Origin of the sequence: Aminobacter aminovorans (genome assembly GCF_900445235.1) — a bacterium.
GTDB classification, from domain to species: Bacteria; Pseudomonadota; Alphaproteobacteria; order Rhizobiales; family Rhizobiaceae; genus Aminobacter; species Aminobacter aminovorans.
In genome coordinates, this window is sequence record NZ_UFSM01000001.1 from 3,247,301 (window position 1) to 3,267,325 (window position 20,025).

Here is a 20,025-nt window from a genome sequence, read left to right on the forward strand (position 1 = left end):
TCTCCCCGTTATGAGCCCAGCATGTCCAGACGTGGTCGTGTATCGATCCATTCCTTGTGCAGAAGATCTCCCAGCAACTCCCCGGGGTTGCGGGGTGCGGCTGTTCCAAGAACAGCGCTTGCTGCTTCGCGGGTTCGTGGTCCGAGCCGGCCATCAATTTCGCCGACATCCTTGCCTGCCCGTTTCAGCGCAAGCTGCACTTCCTTGCCGATTGTCAGCCCGTCGACGCCACCCAAAGCCTTCTTCGCTTGATCGGAGGCGCCCTTGAAGTTGAAAGAGGCGGACAAGGCATATAGGCGGGCGATCTCGCCGCTGTCCTTCTGCAGTGTCGGATTGTCCTTCAGCAGCTCGGCTGCGTAGAAAGCGCCCCACGCGTCGCCCCTCTCGGCGCTTTCGCGGTACCAGCCCGATACTGTCGCGGCGTCAGAGGTATTTTCTCGCTGGGCAAGACGCGCAAGCAGCCGACCAGCGTAGGGATGTCCCATTGCGCGGGCCTTCTCAAACAATTCGGCCGCGTGCTTGGTGTCCTTCTGTACGCCTGCTCCGTCGCGATAGAGGATGCCAAGCAAAACCATGCCATAGACATCATTGCGATCAGACGACTCCGTGATGAATTTCAGGGCGCGGGCTTCGTCCTTGGCGACATGCTCACCTGAGAGGTACTCGGTGCCCAACATGTTCATTGCATAGGTGTGACCGGACTCTGCCGCGCTCGCGACCATTGCCATGCCACGATCGATGTCAGGTTTGGTACCGAGGCCCGTGACCAATGCACGGCCCAGCGCATATTGCGAATAGGGATCGCCGCGCTTGGCGCCGGCTTCGAAGAGTGGGATCGCTTTGGCCGGATCGCGCTCGACCGCGGCACCGAACTGATAAAGCCTGCCGAGCAGATAGCTGGCGCGGACATGGCCGGCGTCGCTGGCGGCGTTGAGCTCGGTCAGCGCGTCCTTGAAATCGCCCTGGGCATAGAGGGCACGAGCGTACTGGTACTTGAACCGGGCGATCTCGGGATGCTGGTCGACGGCTGCCTTGCAGGCGCTCAGGGCCTTGGTCACGTCGATGTCGTTGGGCAGTTTGCCGTCGGCAACTGCCTGGACGTCGAGCGGCTCGGCGGCGAGCGTGTCGCATTCATTGACCGAGACGGCGACGTTGATGGTGATCGGGGCGGGCGCTGCGGTCTTGGCAGCCGGCATCAGCACGACGGTGCGCAGCGGTTCCTTGGCAGGCGCCTTGTCGGCGGGAAGGGGGATCGGCTTGACCTCCATGCTGTCGGTGCTTGTGTCGACCTTGCCGGCGCTGCCGCTGGTGTTCATCGCCACCGTCTCGGCCACCGGCTTTGTCTCGTCCTCGGCGGCGACGAGCTTGAGCGACGGGCGGATGCGCAGCTTGGTAATGTCTTCGGCCTTGATCAGGTCGCCTTCGGAAACGATCTTGCCGTCGACCGCCACCTGCGTGTCCGGATCGCGCTTTTCCAGGCGGAGCCAGCCGGTGGGGGCCGCACTAGTCGAACGCACCACCTCTTCGGGCATGGCTGCGAAACCGGTGCCGATGTCGGAAGCCATGGCGACGAGGATCGGCTTGGCCTGTTCGGGTGCTGCCGGCTTCGGCTCATCGCCCTGCTGGATGTTCAGCGCCGGCTTGACCTCAGCCTCGGCGACAGCCTGCGCATCGACGACGACGCGGACGATGCCGCTGGCGCTGCGGCCGCTGTCGGTGGTGACGGTGTAGCGTACCTCGTCAGCGGTCATGTCGGCGGAAGCCGGCTTGAACATGACGTCTTCGATACGGTCGGCGGCGATCTTGCTGTCGAGGCCGAGCTGCTGGTCGCCGAGCCAGAGCGTGCCCTGGTCGGGCAGCTTGGTGAAATTGATCGTCAGCTCGGCATTGCCGCTGGTGATTGGCGGCGATATACGCAACGCCACCTCCTTGGGAGAAGGCGGCACGCGAACTTCGCGCATGTCCTCTATAATCAACAGGTTCTGGCGGGTTACGAAGAAGAAAGATGAGGTAAGGCTCGACGCATCCCACGGCGTCTGGCGCCCGTCGGTACGCTTGATGACCTCGGCGCGAATGTCGCTGAGCAGCTTCCTGACCTCGACATTCGGCTTCAGCGCATATTCGGCGAAGGTACCGGTGAACGGGCTCAAGCCATCATTGCCATCGAGCGCGACACGGTCGGGCGCCGTCGAATAGACGATCAGCGTGCCATCCTGGGGCGCGACCGAGGCCAGCCCCTTCTTGCCCTCGACGGCGACCTTGGCCTGGCCGACATAATAGGAATTGTTGGCGAAGGGATTGTCGCGGCAGGCGTCGAGGATCGCAATCTGCAGCGAGGAGGTTTCGCGCATGTACTCGAGCAGGCTCGACATGTTGTAGGCCTGCACCTCGAGGTCGTAGGAGGTGGCCAGGGTCGCGTCGACCGGGATCATGAAATTGTGGCCGCCGACCTGCACGGCGTGGCCGCTGTAATAAAACAGCGCGACGTCGCCATCGTTGAGCGTTCTGAGAAAACCGAGGATGGTTTCCTCCAGGCCTTGCTTGTCGAGGTCCTTGCCGAGCGTCACCTCGAAATTGGCGCGCTCCAGCACTTCACGGATGCGATCGGCGTCGTTGGCGGCATTGGGCAACTGAGCAAGGTGCTGGTAGGCGCTGTTGCCGATGACCAGCGCTGCGCGGCGACCGGACACACCGTCAGCCGCAAAGGCTGTGCTCAGCGCAAGCAGCAGGAGGACACCGCAGGCGGCAATGGCGCCGATCAGGCGCGCGATAATGCCATCATTGCGAGCAGGCAAGCAGCCTTCGCATACCATGAACTGCTCCTTTCGGACGCGCAGTCTTTACAGGCTTGGCACGGCTTGCATTTGTTAGCGTTCAAGCATCCTCCTGACGTGGATCGGTGTCAACGTGGGCGACATAGATCAAACGGCCTATTGCCCGGCCGATGCGACAGCCGTGCGAGCAAAAGTCCCCATGGCGAAAATCCGTGTTATTGTCAGTCCGGTGATCGAAAAATCGCAGGTGTGAAGCAATGGCCGAACGGCGCTCACGCATGGATGGAACCAGGTCATGACGCCGGAGGACAAGACACGCATCGCGCCCGATACCGGTGTCCATCAGGGCGTGCAGCTCAACGGCATCTACGAAATCGACGAGCATATCGCCACCGGCGGCATGGGCGAGGTCTATCGCGGTCATAACATCCAGACCGGCGATCCCGTTGCGATCAAGGTGGTGCTGCGCGAATTCGCGCGCGACCAGGGCATTCTGGCGCTGTTTCGCAAAGAGGCGTCGATCCTCAACCACCTCTCCAACGACGCCATCGTGCGCTATCACGTCTTCACCATCGACCCGACGATCGGCCGGCCTTATCTGGCAATGGAGTTCGTCGACGGCCAGTCGCTGGGTGAGCGCATCCGCAATGGCCCGCTCGACACGCGCGAGGCGCGCAAGATGCTGGCGCGGGTGGCTTCCGGCCTGTCGGTGGCGCATGAGGCCGGCGTCATCCACCGCGACCTGTCGCCCGACAACATCGTCCTGCCCGGCGGCAAGGTCGAGAAGACCAAGATCATCGATTTCGGCATTGCCCGCTCGGCCAATGTCGGCGGCGGCACTTTGCTCGGCGGCAGCTTCGCCGGCAAATACAGCTTTGTTTCCCCCGAACAGCTTGGGCTGTATGGCGGTGAGATTACCGACCAGTCCGACATCTACAGCCTAGGCCTGGTGCTTGCGGCCGCCTTGCGTGGCAAGCAGCTCGACATGGGCGGATCGCCGGTCGAGGTGATCGAGAAGCGCCGGACCGTGCCCGACCTGAGCGGAATCGACCCTGATCTTCTGCCGCTGCTGCAATCGATGCTGCAGCCTGACCCGAGGGATCGCCCGGAGAGTGCGGCCGCGATCGTCGAATGGCTGCGCGAAACGAGTGGTGCAACGGCGCCCCCCGTCACGCTGCCCGGCGTGCCGCCGCACGACCAGGAGCGCAAGCCTGCCGAGGCCTGGCGGCCGCCGGGATCGGCATCGAGCGGGCAGAAGTCGCTGCCGCCTGAGGCGGTGCTGCCGCGCGATGCACCGTGGCGCACGGCAGGCACGACGGGCAGGCCGATGCCCGACATCAGGCAGAAGGCAGCGCCCAAGGCCGCGCCTGCGGCGAACGTGCCCAAGTCACGGAGCGGGGCGCTGCTCGGCGCGGTTCTGCTGGCCACCGTGGCGACCTTGGGCGCCGGCGCCTATTTTTCCGGGCTGCTGGACGGGCTCTTGACCGGCGATACGAAGGTCACATCAGCGGAAGGCCCGGCAGGCGGCAAGCTCATGCCTGCGCCGCCGGCACCCAAGGAGATAGCCCAGCCGCCGGTCGCACCGTTGCCTGCGCCCGCACCCGTCACCGAAGCCAAAGCGCCCGCGCCGACCGACATCGCCAAGCCGAAACCGGCCGCCAAGCCGGTGGCGCTGCCGGCACCACCGGAGGCGGTCAGCGCTGCCGACTGGTTCAAGGCCTTCGACGGCGGTCCCTGCTTCTATGCTTCGGTGGCCAACGCCTCGGCGCCCAGCCCCGAGGTCGAGGGGCTCGCGACCTCGAAGGCGCCGTTCGACAAGCTGAGCCGGGATTTCGCCTCGGCCTTCGGCAAAGGTCCCAAGGTCAATCCCCGGATGATCGAACGCGAGCAGTGCCCGGTCGCCGATTTCCTCGAGGCGGTGCATCCCGATAATAGCCAGGGTCCGACCCTGCAATTGAACAAGGACAACCTCAAGGTCGGGGACTCGCTTCAGGGCACGCTGAGCCGGACCGGCAGCCGAAACGTCAATCTGCTCCTGATCGGCAAGGACGGGGTCGTCTATAACTTCGCCAGCCTGCTCAAGAAGTCCGGCCCCGACGCGGCGAGCTTCAGCATGAAGCTGTTCCCACTCAATGATCAGGAGGCCACAGCATCCGAACCGCATCTGATCGTGGCGTTGGCCAGCGACAACGGCATCAAGGCGGCCGACATCAAGGACCCTGAGCTCGCCTCCGACCTGTTCCCAAAAATCCGCACCGAGATCGAGGCTCAGCCGAACGCCGCCGGCGTCGCCTTCGGCTACTTCCTGTTCGACCGTTGAACTGGGGCCTCAGCCCGCCCTGAGCGCCTGCTGCGGCCAGCGTTGCAGCGCCTCACGACCCGTATCAGTCAGATCGTAGATGCCGCGATCGACGCGGACGAACCAGCCATAAACATTGTCGAGCAGGATCTTGGGTGCACGAGACACCGCCTGGCTCAGGTCGCGTGGCCGCCTGGGGCCATCGACCAGCGCCGCCGCGCACCTCAGCGCGTCCTGGCGATAGGCGGTCATGATCGGTGCGCGCGAGCCTCCGCCAGCAACAGGGTCGCCCTGTCTGCGACGATGTTCTGACACAAGGCGAGAGCGGCGCTTGGCATCGCGCCTGGGAGCAGGCGCCTCCGGGCTGAGCAAGACTTCGATACGCTCGTCGTCAAAAATGCCAAGCAGGCCAAAACCCAACCGCCGGCACAAATTGCGGAACCGTTTGTCGCCCTCGCGGCCCTTGCCACGCGGCGACATGCGCGCGGCGAGCCAGATTTCGTCGGCGGCTGCGGCACGGTCGACGCCTTGCAGGATAAGCTCGAGATTGAACTGCAGCTTGAGTTCGCAAACCACGACGATGGGCGGCGCATCGTTGCTCAGCGCCAGCAGGTCGCAGCCGCCGATCTCGCCCTTGACCTCGAAGCCGAGTCCTTCGAGGAAGCGCTTCACCGGGCTGTAGAGTGCCGTCTCGAGCAACAGGTTTTCTCACCACATTAACGCTGGGCCAAGGCTGTGCCTCGTCGCTGGCGCTGGCCAGGTCTGCGTCGAATCATTCAGGATATCATGCCGATGCCACCGCCATAGTCGAGCGGTGGCATCCAGCATCGGGACATTCGACGCGGTTGGCGGTCAAATCGCCAGGACAGGGCCTGGAGCAATTCCAGGAAAAGTGTGCATCGGTTTTCTGTCCGGAATTGCGCAGAAACAAGAAGATAGAGAGTTTCTGCGATTCTAGGAAAAGCGGAGACGCTAGTCCGAAATCGGGGCGATATCCTGCAATGCAGCCGCCGAGAGTGTCCTCAACCTGATGCGGGAGGCGCGCTCCTGGTCGCAATAGACCATGTTGCGGGCGACACGCTTGGCGCGGCCGCGGCCTTCCGGTGCGCCGGTGTTGGGATTGACGTCGAACTTGGGAAAATTGCTCGAGGATATGTCGAGCCGAAGCCGATGGCCCTTCTTGAACAGATTGGCCGTGGCAAAGGGTTCGATGGTGATGCTCATCACCTCGCCCGGGACGCAGGGTTTCGGCGCATCGAAGCCATCGCGGTATCGGCAGCGGAATATGCCGTCCGTCAGGATCATGGCGAAGCCGGTGGGATAGTCCTCGCTCGGTGGATAAACGTCGATCAGCTTTGCGGTGAAGTCGGTATCGGGGCCGTCAGTGGAAGCAAAAAGCTCAACGGTCACCGGACCGACGACGGCAATGTCTTCGACAAATGGCTCGGTTTCGAAGGAGAGAACGTCCAGCCGAGCCGAAAGCGGCAGATTGGTGTTGTCACAGCCGAAGAACCGCGCCTGCTCGCGCTGATCGAAGCCGCCGCCCTCGAACACCGGTTGGCCGCTGGTCAGCGCGCCGCCGATGGTCGGCACGGGGTGCTTCGGATCGAAGTCGTAGACGAATGGAGCTGCCGTGCGGGCAGGGGCCAAGGTCGACAGGCGGCCGTCCTCGTGGAGGTGCAGCACCGTTTCCTCGGAGGTCGGTACCGGCCAATCGGGCGCGGCGATCCAGCGCCCGCCATGGTCGAGGCGGCCTTGCGGATTCTTGCGGCCCGACCCACCGCCCATGACGAACAGGCGCGCGCGGGGTTCTCTGTCAACGCCATTGTCTGCGTCCTTCATCCAGCGGTCGAACCAGCGGCGACGAAACTCCAGCCAGCTTTCGCTGACATTGCCGCCCAAGGGGGCGGCCGCTCCGAACTCGACATCGCCGGCGAAGGTGGCGTTGCGGTTGCCGTGCAGATTGGGGCCCATGATGAGCGCCATCGGACGATCCCGGTCACGCGCCAGTCCTGCGTAGTTCTCGAAGGTGGTTTTCACATAGGCATCGTACCAGCTCGACAACAGCGCGACCGGCACATTCGGGAAAGTATCGTAGCTTTCGGCAGCATAGATGCCGGGCTGCTTCCAGTAGTCGTCGAAGGTGCCGTGACGCCACTGTTCGAGCAGATAGTCCTCGTATTCGGGGACCCAACGCACCGGTGAGCGCCGCTCGGACCAGGGCATGGCGTTGAACCAGCTTCTGACATCCTCCGCTTCCAGTGCGCGCAGCAGGTTGGGGTCGTGTTTGGCCGCGGTGCTCTCGCGGGCATTGTTGTACGCCCAGGTTGCCTGCTTCAATTCAAACGCGCCGCCCTGGCGAATGCCGCAGGTAAAGGCGTTCGAGAACCCACCGGAGTCCATGACCATCGCAGCAAGGCCGGGCGGGTTTAGACAGGCCAGCGCCATCTGGGTGTGCGCGGCATATGAAAGCCCCATCGTGCCGATCTTGCCATTCGACCAGGGTTGCTCGACGATCCAGGCAAGCGTGTCGTAACCGTCAGGACCTTCGGCGAGGTACTTGGTGAACGCGCCTTCCGAACCATGTCGGCCGCGGCAATCCTGATAGATCACGACATAGCCGTGGCGGACGAAGTGGCTTGCGACTTCGGCCCGCGTCATCGGCCTTGCCATGCCGAGTTCGATTTCCGAGCGCGAGCGCTCATCCTTGCCGTAGGCGGTACGTTCCAGGATGACGGGCAGGGCGTCTTCCAACACCCTGCCGTCATTTGCCGGACGATAGATGTCGGCCGCGAGCCGGACACCGTCGCGCATCGCCACCATCACATCGCGGTGGACCACGACGCCGGGGCTCACCGGCTCGAGTGCGGGCAAGGACGCGACGCCCATCGTTTCCGCTGCTGCTTTCATGACTGCCTTACTTCGTCGTGTGGGCAAAGGTGGCGAGCGTGTCTTCGCCCTTGGAAGGGGTGTAAGCGATGCTGTCGCGGCTCGCCCAAGTGACCACCGGCCAGTAGAGCGGCATGATGGCGACGTCGCCGAAGGCGACCTCGGCAGCTTCGGCCAACAGTGCGTTGCGCTTGTCGACGTCGAATTCGGCCAGCGCCTCCTTCATCTTGGCATCGTAGGTGGGATTGGAATAACGCGCCCGATTGAAGGAGCCGGTGCCAGCTTCCTTGTCGAACGTCATCAGCACGTTGGTCATGCCGGGCGCCGCAGACGGGGTGGTTGTGCCGAAGGAGAAAACGAAGGCCGAGAATTCCTGTTTGCCGGCCGCCGCGACGTAGACGCTGTAGGGCTGGGTGACGACGCCGTTGACCTTAAGTCCACCACGCGCAAACAGTTGGCCGAGTGCCTGGCCGACATCGGCGTCGCCGGCAAAACGGTCGTTGGACGAATGCACTGTGATGCCGAAACCGTCGGGATAACCCGCCTCGGCGAGCAAAGCCTTGGCGCCGGCGAGATCGATCGCTTCCGGCTTGAGATTGGCCGAGTGGCCGCCGATGCCTTCAGGCACGAGCTGGCCGGCGGCCGCACCTGCGCCCGACAGGATGCGGTCGATCAGAAGCTGGCGATCGACCATCTTCGACATCGCCTGTCTTACGCGAACGTCCTTCAGCGGGCTCGGCGCCAGCTTGGCGCCCGCCTTGTCGGTGACGAACGGGCTCTCGTCACGCGCGCTGTCGAGTGCCAGATAGATAATCCGTGCCGAGGGCGTGGAGTGCAGTGCGATGCCCTCGACGCTCTTCAGCGTTGCGACATCCGCCGGCGGCACGGCGTCGATCAGATCGACAGCGCCGGAACGAAGCGCCGCCACGCGTGCGGCGTTGTTGGAGATCGTGCGGAAAGTGACCTTTTCGAATTCCGGCTTGTCGCCCCAGAAATCGTCGTTGCGCTGAAGCACAAGGCGATCGCCCGGCACCCATTCGACGAATTTGTAGGGGCCGGTGCCGATGGTCGCAGCGCCACTGTTGAAGTCCGCAATGCCTTTGCCTTCGGAGGCCTGCCTGGAAACGATGTAGACCATGCCGGCCAGTTCCATGAATTGCGGCGTCGGCTTCTTGGTGGTGAAGCGGATGGTGGTCGGATCGACGATCTCCATCTTTGCGATGGAGCCGACATTGGCAGTGAACGGTGCCGGGCTGTTTTCGATCGTCGACACGCGTTCGAGCGAATAGACGACGTCCTCAGCGCTCAGCGGTGATCCGTCGTGGAACTCGACGCCCTGGCGCAGCTTAACTTCCCAAGTAAGCGGATCGGTATTCTTCCAGGATTCGGCCAGGTTCGGCTTGATCTGAAGGTTTTCGTCCTGCTCGACCAGCCGCCCGAAAATATGCTGGGCGGCATTCTGGTTGTTGCCGGTGCGCGAGAATTGCGGGTCGATGGCGGAAGGTTCGGCGGAGATGCCCACTGTAAGGTCGGCGGCAGATGCCGCTATGGAAAAGCTGCTGGCCAAAAGCAAAGCTGCGAAAGACGAACGGATGATCTGCATGGTCGTGTTCCCTTTTCTGTTCATGCAATTGCGGTTGTCGGGATGGCGGGCGAGGCCGCCTTGCCCGCCATCTCGTTGAGATGGCAGGCGCTGACGTGGCCCGCCGCGATCTCGCGCAAGATCGGCCGCTCGATGCGGCAACGGTCGAAGGCATGCGGGCAGCGTGGATGGAAATGGCAGCCCGAAGGCGGATGAAGCGGTGAGGGAATCTCGCCTTTCACCGGATTGAATTGGCGTCTGCGCTGCTTGATCGTCGGCACTTCGGAAAGGAGTGCGATCGTGTAGGGATGATTGGGCGCGGCGAAGAAGGCGTCCGCCGGAGCGCTTTCGACGATGCGGCCGAGATACATGATCGCAACGCGGTCGGAGATATGCTTGACCACGCCAAGGTCGTGGCTAATGAACAGGTAGGTCAGACCGAGTTCCTGCCTGAGCTCCATGAACAGGTTGAGGATCTGCGCCTGGATAGAGACGTCGAGCGCCGACACCGATTCATCGCAGATGATGAAGCGCGGATTCACCGCCAGGGCACGCGCGATGCCGATGCGCTGGCGCTGGCCACCAGAGAACTGATGCGGGTAACGGTTGAGGTAGGACGGGTCGAGGCCGACACGCTGCATCAGCGCAGTCACCATTTCGGCTGCATCACGCCGCGCCACCATGCCATGGGCGACCGGCGCTTCGCCGATGATGTCGCGTATCGTCTTGCGCGGATTGAGCGAAGACATCGGATCCTGGAAGATCATCTGCGAGGCAAGCCGCGCGGCCTTTGCCTCGGCACGCGGCAGCGCCGACATATCCTTGCCCTGCCACTTCATCACGCCATCGGACTGAGGCAGGATGCCAGCCATGATGCGGCCGAGCGTGGATTTGCCGCAGCCGGACTCGCCGACGAGTCCGACGACTTCGCCGGGGCTAATCGTTAGCGAGACGCCGTCGACGGCATGAACGACGCGCTCCTCTATATTGGCGCCAAGAAAGCGCGCCAGGCGTTCGGCGTAATCGAGCCCGCGCGTGAAACGTCGAGAGATCGATGTGGCTTCGACAAGAGGCGTCATGCTGCCCTCGCGATCTGCGGGTGGAAGCAGCGCCAGCGGTGGCCGTCGGCTGCGGTTTCTTCTGGTTCGGTTTTGCAGGCTGCTGTGGCCGCAAAGCAGCGCAGGCGGAATGGGCAGCCCGCAGGTCGCCCAAGCGGTGGCGGCGCCATGCCGGGAATGGGCGTCAGCGGTTCGCCCCGTTCGAGATTGGCTGGAACCGAACGCATCAGGCCGATCGTGTAGGGATGGACCGGATTGTCGAGCACGGTGTCGGTTTCGCCGGTCTCGACGATCCTGCCGGCATACATCACCGCAATCCGGTGGGCGAGACCGGCGACGACGCCAAGATCATGGCTGATCCAGATCAGCGACATGCCGAAGTCGCGGCTCAGTCCCTGGATTACCGCCAGGATCTGCGACTGGATGGTGACGTCGAGCGCTGTCGTCGGCTCATCGGCGATGATGAGCTCCGGTCGGTGTAGCAGTGCCATGGCGATGGCGACACGCTGGCGCATGCCGCCGGAAAACTGATGCGGATAGGCGGCAAGCCGTTCGTCGGGAGAGGGGATGCCAACCAGTCCGAGCGCTTCGACGGCGCGAGCCCGCGCCTCCGCCTTGGAGACGCGGTCATGGGCGCGCACCGTCTCGACCATCTGGGTCTCGATCGACAGCACTGGGTTGAGCGTCATCATCGGGTCCTGGAAGATCATGGCGATCTTCTTGCCCCTGAGTGTCCGCATCTCGCCCTGCGAGCGGCCGACAAGGTCTTCGCCATGAAACAGGATTCTGCCGCCGGCGATACGTCCCGGCGGATCGACAAGGCCCAGAATTGAAAAGCCGGTGATCGATTTGCCGGAACCGGACTCGCCGACCAGGCCGAGGATTTCGCCACGGCCAACCTCGAACGACACGCCGTCCACCGCCTTGGCCACGCCGGCTCGGGTGAAGAAGTAGGTGCAGAGATTTTCGACCTTCAGCGTCATCTCATCGCTCCGAAAGTCGGGGGTTGAGCACTTCACGGAGACGGTCGCCGACGATGTTGATGCTGAAGACCAGCGCCAGCAGCAAAAGGCCGGGATAGACCGATATCCAGTATTGGCCCGACAACAGCGTCTGGTAACCATTGGCGATCAACAGGCCGAGCGACGGCTCGGTGATCGGCAGCCCGATGCCAAGGAAGGACAGCGTTGCTTCGGCTGAAATGGCGTTGGCCACCTGAAGCGTTCCGATGACGATGATCGGCGGCAGGCAGTTGGGCAGCATATGGCCGAACAGGATGCGCGGCTTGGAAAGCCCCAGCGATGCGGCGGCCTCGACATATTCCTTGCCGCGCTCGATCAGCGCTGCTGCACGCACCGCGCGGGCAAACTGCGCCCACTGTACGATGACCAATGCCAGCACCACCTTCCACACGCCCTGGCCAAGCAACGCCAACAGCATCAATGCCACCAGGATGGTGGGGAAGCCGAGCATCAGGTCGACAAGGCGCATGATCAGCGTGTCGATGCGGCCGCCATAATAGGCTGCGGTGAGGCCAAGTGCCGTGCCGACCGCAAGAGCGATGACTCCGGAGAACAGGCCGACGCCCATCGACGTCCGCAGGCCGTAGACCATCGCCGAGAACATGTCGCGGCCCTGGCCGTCGGTTCCGAGCCAATAGGTCGTGCCCGACATGCTGTTGGACATCGGTGGCAGGCGCGCGTCGAAGAAGTCGATCGCTGCGAGATCATACGGGTTCTGCGGTACCAGCGAGGGGCCGAAAATGGCCGTGGCGATCAAGATCAGGCAGATCGCGAGCGCGATCGTCGCCTTGGGGCTGCCGAGAATGCCGCGCAGCGAACGCGCCCAGAACGACTGGCTTTCCTGGAAACGGTGGGTGAGCGCTGTCATTGCGTTTCACTCAGCCGGATGCGCGGATCGAGCATCGAGTAGACGATGTCGACGGCAAGATTGATGAAGATGAACATGGTGACGACGACCAGCAGGTAGGCAACGACCACGGGCCGGTCGAGCACGGTGATGGAATCGATCAGGAGCTTGCCGATGCCGGGCCACGCGAAGATGGTCTCGGTCACCACCGCAAAGGCGATCAGCGAACCGAATTCCATGCCGACCACGGTGACGATCGGGATCAGGATGTTCTTCATGACATGGACGGAAATGATGCGGCGTTCGGACAGGCCCTTGGCGCGGGCGAACTTGATAAAGTCGAGCGGCATCGTTTCGCGCACGCCGGTGCGGGTCAGCCGGATGACCAGCGACAGCTGGAACAACGCAAGGTTGGTCGCCGGCAAGATGAGATGAGCAAGCCCGTCCCACGTAGCCAGGGACGTTGCGATGCCGAAGATCTCGCCGGTTTCGCCGCGCCCGGATGACGGCAGCCAACCGAGCCAGACCGAAAAAATCATGATCAGCATCATGCCTTGCCAGAAATTTGGCAGGCTGAAACCGAGAATCGAACCGGTCATGATGGTTTCGTCCATCACCGAACGCGGCTTGAGCCCCGCGATCAGGCCGAGGGGAATGCCGAGCACGAGCGCGATGGTGAGTGCGACGAAAGCGAGTTCGAGTGTGGCCGGCAGCCGCTGAAAGATGAGGCTGATGGCCGGCTGGTTGAAGACGAAGGAGCGGCCGAAATCACCGTGCAGCGCGTTGACGAGGAAGGTGCCGTATTGCGCGACCAGCGAGCGGTCGAGCCCGAGCGCGCGGATCGCCGCCTCGCGCTCGGCGAAGCTGGCATCGGCGGGGATCAGGATGTCGACTGGATTGCCGATGGCGTAGACGCCGACAAAAACCAGAAGCGACGTCAGGAATACGACAAACAGGCTCTGGCTGAAGCGGCGGATGATGAAAATCGTCATCGCGGTTGCGCTCCTTGCATGACTTGCCTGAATGGGCTGCACCCGGTCATCACGTGAATGCTCTCCTCCCGGCGTCGGTTGCCGACTGCCTATTGTCGTGCGACGTAACAGCGAGGGCGGCAGGCGCGCAATCTTATGAGTTTTGTGCATTACTCGATGCGAAAAGGGCCGTGCAGCAGCGTGGGGAACTGAAAGCTGAATGAACCTGAAGCAGTTGGACGTCTTTCGCGCGGTGATGCAGACCGGTTCGACGATCGGCGCATCGGGCGTGCTCGCCTTGTCACAGTCGGCAATCAGCCGCCAGCTCACGAGCCTGGAGGAAGAGATCGGTTTTGAGCTGTTTCGTCGCGAGAAGGGCAGGCTGGTTCCAAAGCCTGAGGCAACCGCACTGCTCCTGGAGGTCGGCGAACTCTCGGACGTTTTGGCACGGCTGAAGCGCCGGACCGACGAACTCAGTGCCGGGCGCTCGGGCCGGACGCTGATCAAGATGGGGTTTCCGCATTCGCTGACCACGACGCTGTTGCCGAAGCTGGTCGCCGACTTTCTGGCAACGCAGGATCAGGTCAGTATCGAGCTGGTGGCCGGGCCCTATGATATGATCGAACGCGCGGTCATGGGCCGCAGCGTCGATTTCGGCTTTGTCCGGCTGCCGACCGAAGATCGTGGCCTGGTGACGATGCCGCTGGTGTCGAGCGGGCAGCTGTGTGTTTTGCCGGCCGGTCATCCACTGGCTACGCGCGAGACCATCAGTGCCGACGATCTTGCAGGCTCCGATCTGGTGCTGCTCGGGCGACTGAGATCGAGCCGCGAAGACATCGAAGAGCGGCTGCGGCGTGCCCAGGGCGCGGTCCGTTGCCGGGTCGAAGCGCATTCGGTGGAGGCAAGCGTCGCTCTGGTCGCCGAGGGCATAGGCGTTTCGATCATCCCGGCGCTGATCGGCAGCCTGCTGAAGTCCGAACGCGTTGTCATGCGGCCATTCGCGCCGCCGCTGTGGAGCGACTACGGTATCGCCACGCTGCGCGAAGCGCCACTTTCCAGGCCGATGTTGATGTTCATCGCCATGTTGAAAGAGCGACTTGTCGGTGATGGCGTGCTGACCAAGCCGATCTGAGCTGGGCCATAAAAACATGCCACGTGATGGACCAACAACGCCTGCATTGATCAAGGATCGACTTTAGGAGATAGTCGGCCCGTTGGTTCAGGAGCCTTGGGCGTATGCGTACACCGGTTGCCAACCAGATCAGGAAGCGCAGGGCCGTCTCCGACGCGCTCGGCCGCCACAAGGTATTCGTCAGTTCCAGGCTGTTTCGAGGCGATGGTCAGACCGTTTCACGGGTTCTGGTCTCGGGCCAGTACTATGACGTCAACGACACCCTGCTCGACAGGCTGATGGCAGGTGCGACGCCAAAGGAGCTGGAACTGGAGCCCGCTCCGGAAGATGCGGCGCGCTAGGCCGGGATGGCAGCGGAAAAGCTTCGCACCTACCGGCAAAAGCGCGATTTCTCAAAGACGCGCGAGCCGCGCGGCGTCGAGCAGGCGAGCGAGGGCAACCGCTTTGTCGTGCACAAGCATCATGCCACTGCCGACCACTACGATCTTCGCCTCGAACTCGACGGCGTGCTCAAGAGCTGGGCCGTGCCGCGTGGCCCCTCGCTCAATCCGGCCGACAAGCGCCTTGCGGTGGAGACCGAGGACCACCCGCTCGACTACATCGACTTCGAAGGACTGATCCCGGAAGGCGAGTATGGCGGCGGGCCGATGATCGTCTGGGACGCCGGCGTATGGGCGCCGATGGAGGACGCACGGGCGTCGCTTGAGAAAGGCGCGTTCAAGTTCCGGCTGTGGGGCGAAAAGCTCAAGGGCGGCTGGATGCTGGCGCGGCTGAAGCCAAAGCCAGGCGAAGACAAGCGCAACTGGCTGCTGTTCAAGGAACACGATCCGGCAGTCGACGAGACGACGGACATTCTCGAAGCCCGGCCCGAAAGCGTGAAGTCGGGGCGGCGCATCGAGGAACTGGTCGCCGCGCCGAAAAAGCCACCATCGAAACCCGGAGATCTCAAGCCCGGCAAGCTTGCCGGGGCGGTACGGGCGTCGATGCCGGCACGGATCGAACCACAATTGGCCACCGCAGCACTCAAGCCGCCATCGGGCGAGGGATGGCTGCACGAGATCAAGTTCGACGGCTACCGCACCATGGTGCATCTCGAAGGCGGTTCGGCCAGACTGATCACGCGTAGCGGCATCGACTGGACGAAACGTTATGGCAAGCTTGCGGCGGCGTTTCGCGACCTGCCATGCAGCGACGCCGTCATCGACGGCGAGATCGTCGTGCTCGACGACAAGGGCATCAGCCGGTTCGCCGCACTGCAGGACGCGCTAGCCAGCGGACACGACGAGCTTCTGGTGTTTTATGCCTTCGACCTTGTCCATCTCAACGGCTGGGACCTGACGGGTACGGAGCTCGCGAAGCGCAAGGGCCTGCTGGAGACGCTGCTTGCCGGCCATGTCCACGCCCAGTCGGCGCTTCAGCTCAGTGGGCACGTCGAGGGCGACGGGCAGGCGCTGTACGACCAGGCGACCGAGATGGGGCTCGAGGGCGTGGTGTCGAAACGGGCCACGGCGCACTACAACTCCGGGCGTTCGCACAGCTGGTCCAAGACCAAGGCGCTGGACAAGGACGACTTCGTCATCGCCGGCTACACCACCTCGCGCGCCGCCGAGGGGCTGGCCGCCCTAGCGCTCGGCGAATGGGTCGATGGCGAGTTGCAGTATCGCGGCAAGGTTGGAACCGGCTTCGACGCCGAGACGTTGCAGTCATTGCTGCATCGGCTGGAAGGCCTGCGCGAAGGTGCGGCGAAGCTTGATGGCGCGCCGAAGGAGGTCATCCCAGTGCGGCCGGTGCTCAACGCCCATATCCATTTTGCCAACCGCACCAGCGACAATGCGCTGCGTCACGCGGTATTCAAAGGGCTGCGCGAAGCGGAGCTGTCAGAGGCGCCCCAGGCGCCCCGCAAGCGGCTGATCACCGACGCCGACCTTGCCGCCGTCACGATCACCAATCCGGAACGCCGGATGCTCGGCAAGTCAGGTCCGACCAAGCTCGACATTGCCGTCTATTACGCCGCCGTCGGTGACTTCATGCTGCCGCATATCATGGGGCGACCGGTCTCGCTGTTCAGGTGCCCGACCGGGCAGCACAAGGATTGCTTTTTCCAGCGCCACGCCTTTACCGGCATGCCGGCATCGATCGCCTCGTTCGAGACCAAGAACTCCGAGGACGAGAGCAAGACCTACATTTCGGTCGAGGACGCCAAGGGCTACCTCGCGCTGGCGCAGTTCGGCGTCGTCGAGTTTCACGTCTGGGGTGCATTGCGCAAGCGCCTGGACAAGCCTGACCGGGTCGTCTTCGATCTCGACCCGGGCGAGGGCATCGGCTGGCGCGAGGTCGTCGAGGCGGCAGTGCATGTCCGCGACGAGCTGACGAAGATGGGGCTTGTGCCTTTCGTGAAGACATCGGGCGGCAGCGGCATCCACGTCGTCGTGCCGACCACAGGCAAGCTCGGCTGGAAGCAGTTCCATCAGGCAAGCAGCGAAATCTCGTCGCGGATCGCCAGCACCGCGCCCGACACCTTCACCACTGTGATGGGCAAGGACAACCGGAAGAAGCGCATCTTCATAGACTTCCACCGCAACGCGCGCAGCGCGACGGCTGCCGCGCCATACAGTCTTCGCGCCCGTACAAACATGCCGGCGTCGACGCCGCTCAACTGGGCGGATCTCGAGTCCATCGACGCTCCAGCGGATTTGAACTATTCTTCGCTTCCCGGACTTGTGGTCAGGTCGGGCGATCCTTGGGCAGAGATATCAGATCATGCCAAGGACTTGCCGGCCGCGGTCATCGCCAAGAGTAAGTCTTGACCAAGAGTATGTCTTGAATTGTATCGCGTAGGAGACAAGCATGGCACCAAGGGCAAGTTGGAAGGGGTATCTGAAACTAAGTCTGGTCAGCTGCCCGGTACGGCTGTACCCGGCGACCAGCACGAGCGAGCGCATCAGCTTCAATCAGCTGCACAAGGACACGCACAACCGCATCAACATGAAGCCGGTCGATCCGGAGCTGGGCCTTGTCGAGCGCTCCGATCTGGTCAAAGGCTACGAATACGAAGACAAGAAGTACGTCGTCATCGACGAAGCAGACATCGACAGCGTAAAGATCGAATCCAATCACACGATGAACATCGAGGCCTTTGTCGACGAGGATTCCGTCGACGTGATCTATCAGGATGCGCCCTATTATCTGGCGCCCGATGGCGCGATGGCCGAGGAAACGTTTGCCGTGCTGCGTGAGGCACTGCGCAAGTCAGGCAAGCTCGCCATAGCCCGCCTGGTCCTGTCGAGCCGCGAGCGCGTGGTGACCATCGGTGCGCGCGAAAACGGCATGTTCGTCTGCACCTTGCGCAATCCCAACGAAGTGCGCGGCACGGCAGAGTATTTCGGCAACATCCCGGCCGGCAAGCCGGAGCCGGAAATGCTCGAACTGGCCGAGGCGCTGATCAAGCAGAAGCATACGACGTTCGATCCGAAGAATTACGAGGACCGCTACGAGATTGCCTTGATGAAGATGATCAAGGAGAAGCTGAAAGGGCACAAGCCGATCATCGCGGCCGCTCCCGAGCGTGGCAATGTGGTCAACCTGATGGATGCGCTGAAGGCCAGCCTCGGCCAGGCCAAACCGCCGGCCAAGAGCAAGACCAAGGCCGAGCCGGCGGCAGAGAAGCCGGCGGCCAAACTTTCGGTCGTTGGTGGTGGCAAGGCAGCGAAAGGCAAGAAGTGAGGGCAATTTCGGGCAGGATCTTTGGCCTGGTCGGTGCGCTCGCCGCCTTTCCCAGGCGGCTCGCCGTGCGCGAGGTCGCCCGCCAGGGCGGCGAACTGCAGCATGGCGTGACGCGGCGTACGACCGATGTCGTTGTCGGCAGAACCCTTCTTGGCAAGCTTGATGAAGCGCAGTTGGAAGCACGGCTTCAGGCTGCCTCCGGCTCGGGTCGCCCGGTGCTCAGCGAAAATGGATTTCTCCGGGCGCTCGACCTGCTGGACCGGGTCGAGGGCGCGGAGATGACCCGGCAATCGCTGGTCGATCAGTCACGCATCGCGCCACACGCCTTCGACTTCCTGTCGCTGTTCGACGCCTTCGAAAGCGACAGCGAGCCCTACGCGTTTCGCGACCTGATCCTGGCCAGGAAATATGCCGGGCTTTTGGCCGGCGGCGCGACCTGGAGCGCTATCGCCAGGTCGGTCCAACGTTCGGGTGCGGTGGCATCGCTGAGTGCGCTGTCGCTGCATGCCGACGGCAAGGACGTGATCTACGCCCGTCTTGGCGCTGATCTCGCCGAGTTGGATGGCCAGCGGCTGTTGCCGCTTGGGCGAAGCGGTGACGCCGAACTCGAGGAGATGTTCGTGCTTGCCGAAGAGGCGGAAGAGGGCGGCTCCTACGCCGAGGCTGCGGCGCTCTATGCCCGCTGCCTTGCCGCCGATCCGAGCGACAGCGTGGCGGCATTCAACCGCGCCAACTGCCTGCGCGCGGCCGGCAACAGCCAGGAGGCGATGCAGACCTATCTCAGGGCGATAAAGCTCGACCCGAAATTCGTCGAAGCCTGGTTCAACCTCGGCGGGCTGTTTGCCGCCGAAGGCAAGGTGCTCACCGCCCGACGCCACCTCAAGAAGGCCGTGGCACTCGACCCGACCTATGCCGATGCGATGTTCAATCTCGCCAATCTTGAATATGAGGCCGGCGACCTGGCCGAAGCCAGGCACTGGTGGTCGCTCTATCTCGAAATTGACGGCACGTCGGAATGGGCCAAGACCGCCGCCAAGGGCATCCAGTATGCCGATCTGCATCTCAGGGAACGAACGGCAAGCTAGATGGCGGTGAGTTTTCTTTTCGATGGTCCAGAAGACGCCGATATATCAGTGCTTTTGGCCCATGGCGCGGGCGCGCCGATGGATTCGGCGTCGATGACGGCTGCCGCCAATGCGCTTGCAAAGGCTGGACTTCGGGTGGCGCGCTTCGAATTCGGCTACATGGCGGCGCGGCGTAGCGAAGGTGCCCGCAAGCCGCCGCCAAGGGCTGAAACCCTGAACCCCGAATACAAGGCAGCCGTTGACCAACTTACCGCCAAAGGACCGCTTGTCATCGGCGGCAAGTCGATGGGCGGGCGCGTTGCCAGCATGATCGCCGACGAATTGTATGCGTCGGGCAAGATCGTTGGGCTTCTGTGCCTGGGCTATCCGTTCCACCCGCCGGCCAAGCCGACGCAGTTGCGCACCAGACATCTCGCGGCGCTCGCGACGCCGACACTGATCGTACAGGGCACGCGCGACGAGTTCGGCACGGTCGAGGAGGTTCCCGGCTATGAGCTGTCCGATCGCATCGAGCTGTTGTGGCTCGAGGATGGCGACCACGATCTCAAGCCGCGCAAGAGCATTTCAGGCTTCTCCGCCGCCGACCATCTGAAAACGTTGAGCGATGCGGTTGCTGCCTGGTCGACCCGGCTGACCTGACAGG

General features: G+C 63.1%; 15 protein-coding genes. 7 read left to right on the forward strand and 8 right to left on the reverse strand.

The window, feature by feature from the left end; translation table 11 throughout:
- Positions 1–8 precede the first annotated feature (8 nt).
- Entirely contained in the window at positions 9–2,795 is a 2,787-nt protein-coding gene (locus DY201_RS15935) for a caspase family protein (RefSeq protein WP_165915861.1), read from the reverse strand.
- Positions 2,796–3,069: 274 nt separating this feature from the next.
- Between DY201_RS15935 and DY201_RS29275 the strand changes: the two genes are divergently transcribed.
- Positions 3,070–5,094, forward strand: coding sequence for a serine/threonine-protein kinase (locus tag DY201_RS29275; RefSeq protein WP_207904328.1), 2,025 nt, complete (start codon positions 3,070–3,072; stop codon positions 5,092–5,094).
- Positions 5,095–5,103: 9 nt separating this feature from the next.
- Here the strand turns inward: DY201_RS29275 and DY201_RS15945 are convergent, their stop codons facing one another.
- The 7 genes from DY201_RS15945 to DY201_RS15975 form a co-directional block, all read right to left on the reverse strand.
- Positions 5,104–5,772, reverse strand: a complete 669-nt coding sequence (locus DY201_RS15945) for a DUF2161 domain-containing phosphodiesterase (protein ID WP_115732044.1) — start codon at positions 5,770–5,772, stop codon at positions 5,104–5,106.
- Between the two features lie 273 nt (positions 5,773–6,045).
- Entirely contained in the window at positions 6,046–7,983 is a 1,938-nt protein-coding gene (locus DY201_RS15950) for a CocE/NonD family hydrolase (protein ID WP_115732045.1), read from the reverse strand.
- A gap of 7 nt (positions 7,984–7,990) precedes the next feature.
- The gene (locus DY201_RS15955; protein WP_115732046.1) at positions 7,991–9,565 is read right to left on the reverse strand and encodes an ABC transporter substrate-binding protein; all 1,575 of its coding nucleotides are present in this window, start codon (positions 9,563–9,565) and stop codon (positions 7,991–7,993) included.
- Positions 9,566–9,585: 20 nt separating this feature from the next.
- Positions 9,586–10,623: an ABC transporter ATP-binding protein gene (locus DY201_RS15960; RefSeq protein ID WP_115732047.1), complete on the reverse strand. Its 1,038-nt coding sequence runs from the start codon at positions 10,621–10,623 to the stop codon at positions 9,586–9,588.
- Entirely contained in the window at positions 10,620–11,585 is a 966-nt protein-coding gene (locus DY201_RS15965; RefSeq protein WP_115732048.1) for an ABC transporter ATP-binding protein, read from the reverse strand. The genes DY201_RS15960 and DY201_RS15965 overlap by 4 nt, the downstream gene beginning before the upstream one ends.
- A 1-nt stretch (position 11,586) precedes the next feature.
- On the reverse strand, positions 11,587–12,492 hold the full coding sequence (locus DY201_RS15970) for an ABC transporter permease (RefSeq protein WP_115732049.1): 906 nt from the start codon (positions 12,490–12,492) through the stop codon (positions 11,587–11,589).
- Positions 12,489–13,463, reverse strand: a complete 975-nt coding sequence (locus DY201_RS15975) for an ABC transporter permease (protein WP_115732050.1) — start codon at positions 13,461–13,463, stop codon at positions 12,489–12,491. The genes DY201_RS15970 and DY201_RS15975 overlap by 4 nt, the downstream gene beginning before the upstream one ends.
- Before the next feature lie 199 nt (positions 13,464–13,662).
- Between DY201_RS15975 and DY201_RS15980 the strand changes: the two genes are divergently transcribed.
- From DY201_RS15980 to DY201_RS16005, 6 genes are all read left to right on the forward strand, one after another.
- The gene (locus DY201_RS15980) at positions 13,663–14,574 is read left to right on the forward strand and encodes a LysR family transcriptional regulator (protein ID WP_115732051.1); all 912 of its coding nucleotides are present in this window, start codon (positions 13,663–13,665) and stop codon (positions 14,572–14,574) included.
- Between the two features lie 104 nt (positions 14,575–14,678).
- A complete protein-coding gene (locus DY201_RS15985) occupies positions 14,679–14,915 on the forward strand; it encodes a hypothetical protein (protein ID WP_115732052.1) in 237 nt (78 codons plus the stop codon).
- Positions 14,916–14,921: 6 nt separating this feature from the next.
- On the forward strand, positions 14,922–17,381 hold the full coding sequence (ligD, locus tag DY201_RS15990; protein WP_115732053.1) for a DNA ligase D: 2,460 nt from the start codon (positions 14,922–14,924) through the stop codon (positions 17,379–17,381).
- 40 nt (positions 17,382–17,421) lie between these two features.
- Positions 17,422–18,297 carry a non-homologous end joining protein Ku gene (ku, locus tag DY201_RS15995; protein WP_115732054.1) on the forward strand — a complete coding sequence of 292 codons (876 nt, stop codon included), beginning with the start codon at positions 17,422–17,424 and terminating at the stop codon, positions 18,295–18,297.
- Positions 18,294–19,382, forward strand: coding sequence for a tetratricopeptide repeat protein (locus tag DY201_RS16000; RefSeq protein ID WP_115732055.1), 1,089 nt, complete (start codon positions 18,294–18,296; stop codon positions 19,380–19,382). The genes ku and DY201_RS16000 overlap by 4 nt, the downstream gene beginning before the upstream one ends.
- Positions 19,383–20,021 (forward strand): alpha/beta hydrolase family protein, encoded by a 639-nt coding sequence (locus tag DY201_RS16005; RefSeq protein ID WP_115732056.1) that lies wholly within the window; start codon positions 19,383–19,385, stop codon positions 20,019–20,021.
- The last annotated feature ends 4 nt before the right edge of the window (positions 20,022–20,025 follow it).